At 31.0% G+C, this 5,225-nt stretch carries 5 protein-coding genes and 1 pseudogene; 4 read left to right on the top strand and 2 right to left on the bottom strand.

Annotated elements, in window-relative coordinates; all coding sequences use genetic code 11:
• Both ACVC2P_RS00315 and ACVC2P_RS00310 read left to right on the top strand, forming a co-directional pair.
• A partial coding sequence (locus ACVC2P_RS00315; RefSeq protein WP_452596494.1) for an MFS transporter occupies nucleotides 1–1,116 on the top strand: 1,116 nt, incomplete at its 5' end.
• On the top strand, nucleotides 1,117–1,497 hold the full coding sequence (locus ACVC2P_RS00310) for a VOC family protein (RefSeq protein WP_452596493.1): 381 nt from the start codon (nucleotides 1,117–1,119) through the stop codon (nucleotides 1,495–1,497).
• A gap of 61 nt (nucleotides 1,498–1,558) precedes the next feature.
• Here ACVC2P_RS00310 and ACVC2P_RS00305 read toward each other — a convergent pair whose 3' ends face one another.
• A complete protein-coding gene (locus ACVC2P_RS00305; RefSeq protein WP_452596492.1) occupies nucleotides 1,559–3,493 on the bottom strand; it encodes a CocE/NonD family hydrolase in 1,935 nt (644 codons plus the stop codon).
• 135 nt (nucleotides 3,494–3,628) lie between these two features.
• Here ACVC2P_RS00305 and ACVC2P_RS00300 point away from each other — a divergent pair, with 135 nt between their 5' ends.
• Entirely contained in the window at nucleotides 3,629–4,372 is a 744-nt protein-coding gene (locus ACVC2P_RS00300; protein ID WP_452596491.1) for a DJ-1/PfpI family protein, read from the top strand.
• Nucleotides 4,373–4,456: 84 nt separating this feature from the next.
• Here the strand turns inward: ACVC2P_RS00300 and ACVC2P_RS00295 are convergent, their stop codons facing one another.
• Nucleotides 4,457–4,897, bottom strand: coding sequence for an Lrp/AsnC family transcriptional regulator (locus ACVC2P_RS00295; protein ID WP_452596490.1), 441 nt, complete (start codon nucleotides 4,895–4,897; stop codon nucleotides 4,457–4,459).
• A 122-nt stretch (nucleotides 4,898–5,019) separates the two neighbouring features.
• Here ACVC2P_RS00295 and ACVC2P_RS00290 point away from each other — a divergent pair.
• A pseudogene (locus ACVC2P_RS00290) lies at nucleotides 5,020–5,225 on the top strand (hypothetical protein); the annotation flags it as partial.

Below are 5,225 nucleotides of genomic sequence, written 5' to 3'. Positions count from 1 at the left end.
GCCGGTACTATGGTAATTCCATTTTTATCTATTTATTTAACAGAAGATTTAAATTTATCTTTATCTAATGTTGCCTGGATTATGACTTGTTTTGGTGTTGGTTCTGTTGTAGGAACTTGGCTTGGAGGTAAATTAACTGATACAATAGGGTATTACAAAATAATGGTATTTAGTTTATTGCTTACTGGTTTTTTATTTATAGGCCTGCAATATCTTACTACTTTTAAATTGTTATGCATTGGTATTTTTATACTCACGCTATTTGCAGATATGTTTAGACCCGCCATGTTTGTAGCGCTAAGTGCTTATAGCAAACCTGAAAATAAAACTAGAAGTGTAACTTTAATTCGTTTAGCTATAAATTTAGGGTTTTCTGCTGGGCCAGCTTTGGGTGGTTTAATTATTGTTACTCTTGGCTATGCAGGCTTATTTTGGGTAGATGGTATTACGTGTATTGCGGCTACTTTACTTTTAATAAATGTTTTAAACCCAAAGAAGGCAAAAGTACAAGACGATATTGTAAATAATAGCCCTGAATCTGCTTATAAAGATATTCCGTTTATAATTTTTTGTTTTGCACTTATATTATTTGGGCTAGTATTTTTTCAATACTTCTCTGCCATGCCAATATATTACAGACAAGCTCATTTCTTAAGTAAACCAGAAGTAGGATTATTACTGGGCGCTAATGGTTTTCTTATTTTTTTATTTGAAATGCCTTTAATTAAATGGCTAGAAAATACAAAGTTTACACAAATTGGATTAATTCTTTTTGGTAGTATTTTAACTGGGCTAAGCTTTTTAGTACTTATTCTTAGTAACTGGATAGGTGTTATTATCATTGGTATGTTTTTAATGACCTTTGGAGAAATGATAGCCTTCCCTTTTGCCAATGCATTTGCTATGGAACGCGCAAAAAAAGGAAATCAAGGGGAGTTTATGGCCTTATACGCTATGTCTTTTTCAATAGCTAGTATATTTGCCCACAATGCAGGTTTACAATTTGTTGAAGGTATTGGGTTTGATGATACTTGGCTTATTATGACCGCCGTGAGTACCTTATGTGCTATTTTATTTTTAGGATTGAATTTATATATGAAAGCTAAAAAAGGATAAATGAATTTAAACCAGATCACCATAGCATCTATTAATATAAAAAAAGCTGTAGCGTTCTACAAAACGCTTGGCTTAAAACTTATAGTAGATGCTTCGCCAAGATATGTACGTTTTGAATGTCCAGATGGTAATGCCACATTTTCAATTCATGAAACAGAAACTATGACTCAAAATACTAATATTACCATTTATTTTGAAGATGATAATTTAGATGAATTGGTACAAAAACTCATAAAAAAAGGGGTTTCTTTTACTCAATTACCAGAGGATAAGCCTTGGTTATGGCGAGAGGCGCATTTAAAAGATTGTGATGGTAATACTATTATTTTATATAACGCTGGAGAAAACAGAAAAAATCCACCTTGGCGTATAAAAAACTAAGACTAAAAAAGCGCCGTTGAAATAGGTTATTTCAGCGGCGCTTTAAAATATATTTTTATATTTATTTTAAAATTGAAAATTCTATATTAGAATCATTGAACACAGTGTGTGTTTGATTTTTAAAATCACTTTCTTTAGCTTTATATATATTTGGTACAAATGTTTGAGGGTTTAAATCTATAAGAGGGAACCATGTGCTTTGTACTTGTATTTGTAATTTATGCCCTGCTTTTATAGTATGGTATACATCTTGTAATTTAATCGTTACATCTGTTTTTTTATTTGGTGTAAATGGTTCTGGGGTTTCAAAACTATTTCTAAAACGCCCTCGCATGACCTCACTACGCACCATCATGTGGTAGTTACTTAATTTTAAATGGTCTTGCATACCTGTTTCTTGTTCTTCAATATCTCCTGGGTGTACATCTATAACCTTTACAACCCAATCGGCATCGGTTCCTGTTGTTGCTACTTTTAAATTTGCTAGAATGTCTCCTGCTAGTGTTAAATCTTCTTCTAACACATCTGTTTCAAAGACCAATACATCTGGACGTCTTGCTGCAAAACGCTGGTCGTCTGTCATGTATTTTCTAGGTGTAAACACTGTTTTAATATCTTCAGAATATGGTACAGGGCGTTCTAAATCGCTCACAAACGTTTCTTTAGTTCTTCCTTTTTTCTCTGTTGCCAAAACTTCTTTGTCGTTAAGGTAAAAAGTTTGCTTCGTAATTGCCTTTGGTGGCCACGACTCGAAACTACTCCATGTTTTCCTACCAGAATCGAATACATAAGCTTCTGGTAATCCTGAATTTTTGCTTCCATCTCCTTTTAAGAAATGATTAAAAAACTTGGTTTCTATATCTTTTTGAAAGTTTAACGATATTGAGTCTCCAAAATAATAGTTTCCTACATAGTTTTCTGTTTGAGAGCTCGCCCAACGTCCATGATCCCATGGGCCAAATACAATAGTATTGTAATTGTCTGGTTTCTGTTTTTCTATTGTTTTGTATGTTTCCAAAGGTCCATATAAATCTTCTGCATCAAAAAAACCTCCTACAATCATAGTAGCAACAGTTGATTTTACATTTTTTAAATTTTGTATTAATCCTTTAGGTTTCCATACTGTATCGTAATTAGGGTGGTTTACTATTTCTTTCCAAAATACATCATCGATTTTGTCTGATTTTGAAATTGATTTATCATCTGGTTTTTCATATTGAAAATAGCTGTTTAAATTACTTAATGGCCCTGCGTCTAAAAAGAACTGATATTGATCTTGTGTTCCTAACTCTGGTAATTTATACCATGTTGAATCTGTGGGTTTACTTTTTGATGTTCCGAATAAAGATATTGCTCTAAAATAACTTAATAAAAAGGCACCATTATGATGAAAATCGTCAAAAAAGAAATCGCCTATACAGGCTTGAGGTGATGCCGCTTTTAATGCTGGGTGCGCATCTATAGTGGAATAGGTTGCATAAAACCCTGGGTACGATATACCCCATGTTCCCACTTTACCGTTATTATTATCTACATTTTTTATTAACCAATCTATAGTATCATACGTATCTGAGGATTCATCAATATCATTATTATCTTTTTTATTTGGTATGTATGCACGCATGTTATCGTAAACACCTTCGCTCATCCAACGTCCGCGAACATCTTGATACACAATAATATTTCCTTCTTTCATTAAATGTGTGTTAGGCCCTATTTTTGTTTTGTATTTACCTTCTCCATATGGTTTGCTACTATATGGTGTTCTCATCATTAATATAGGATACTCTTTGCTTGTATCTTTTGGAGAATAAATAGTGGTATGTAGTTTTATACCATCTCGCATTTCTATAGCTACTTCTTGTTTATTGTAGTTGTCTTGCACATAAGTATCTACCTCTGGTTTCTCTATTACTTCTGCTGTTTCGCTTTGTTTTTTATCGCAAGCAAAACATAGCAATACTAATACTAGTGAGAATTTAAAAAGATGTTTCATGTGTTGTATTTATTTTAAAGTTGATTAGATTGTTTTTATTCGTTTTTACTTCTTGCAAAAACGTATTTAACAAATCGTTTTTTAATCTTTTTTGATTGACTAAATTTACAAAAAACAATTACTTATTTTACCGTTATGAAACATATCGTAATATTTTTAACAGTTTTGTTACTTACAATAAGCTGTAAAGAAAAGGAAACTAAGGTTACAACAACATTACCAGAAGTTACTCAAAAACAATTTCCGAAATTAGAACCTAATCGTTATAATGTGGCATTTTTAATTATGGATGGTACTTACAATACCGAATTAACGGCTCCTTATGATATTTTTCAGCATACTATTTTTAGAGACAGTATAAAACCTATGAATGTTTTTACTGTTGCTAATACTGATAACGCTATTACTTCTTTTGAAGGGATACGTATTTTACCTGATTATAATTATACAAAAGATACTTTACCTAAAATTGATATTTTAGTTGTACCGAGTGCAGAACATCATTTAGATAGCGATTTAAAAGATAAAGCAATGTTAGATTTTGTAAAACAAGTAGATAAAAATGCTTTATTTGTTACTTCTCACTGCGATGGTGCTTTTGTTTTAGCAGAAGCGGGCCTATTAAACCATTCTGTTTCTACTACTTTCCCTAGCGATATAAATGCCATGAGAGCAATGTTTCCTGATTTAGACATAAGAGATCATGTTTTATTTGTTCATGATAAAAAATATATTACTTCTGCTGGTGGTGCTAAAAGTTTTGAAGCTGCTTTGTATTTATGCGAGTATTTATATGGAAAAAAAATTGCTCAGCAATTAGCTAATGGTTTAGTAATAGATTGGGATATTAATAATGTGCCTCATCTAATTATAGAGTAAAAAGTATTGTTTTTTATTTTTTAATTATCACCCAATTATAAAATTACAATTGCATATTAATACAGGTATTCAAGATTAAATAGACTAAACCTTAGTAATAGAATTATTTTTTACTACATGAGATAATACTATTTGCGTTTTTGTTTCTCCATAAACAATAAGTTCGTCTATAAAAGATTCTAAATGCTTTTGGTTTTTTAAAACAACTTCCATTACAATATTTTCATTCCCTGTAATCCTATAACAATTAATAACCTCATCATAGGTTTTTACTTTTTCTAAAAAAGGTTTTAACATCCCCATAAAAGCTCGTAATGTTATAATTGCTTTTAATTGATATCCTGCTTCTAATGAAGATATAAATGTATTGTAACTTTCTATTATACCTAAATCTTCCATTTTCTTTATACGCTCGGAAACCGCAGGAGAAGTAATGCCAACTTGGCGCCCTATTTCAGCATTTGAAAGCCTTGCATTTTGCTGTAAGCACTTTAAAATTTTCCAATTCAGTGTATCTATACTCATTTTAAACAAAAATCAAATAAAATAATTAATTATTAAAGCAAATATATCATTTTACTTTAAATATTAAATTTGATTCCTAAAGCTTGTGAGTATTTTTGTATATATATCCATGAAAATTTAAAATGTTACCAAATATCCCATCTCATCTCTCTGAATCTCCTATTTATAAAAAGGCAGTGGATATTTTTGTTTTATCCAGACATATCTCGTCGTATATGAATAAAGATTTAGCTCCTTTAAAAGACGATGGTACAGAAGATAGAGCTATTTATTTTTCTGGAGATATTATTCAACAATCTGAATCATTAGCTCCTGAGATTGTTAAAGC

This window comes from Pontimicrobium sp. MEBiC01747 (genome assembly GCF_053601635.1).
Note: the sequence above shows the minus strand (reverse complement) of the source record. Positions and strands in the feature narration are given on the sequence as shown.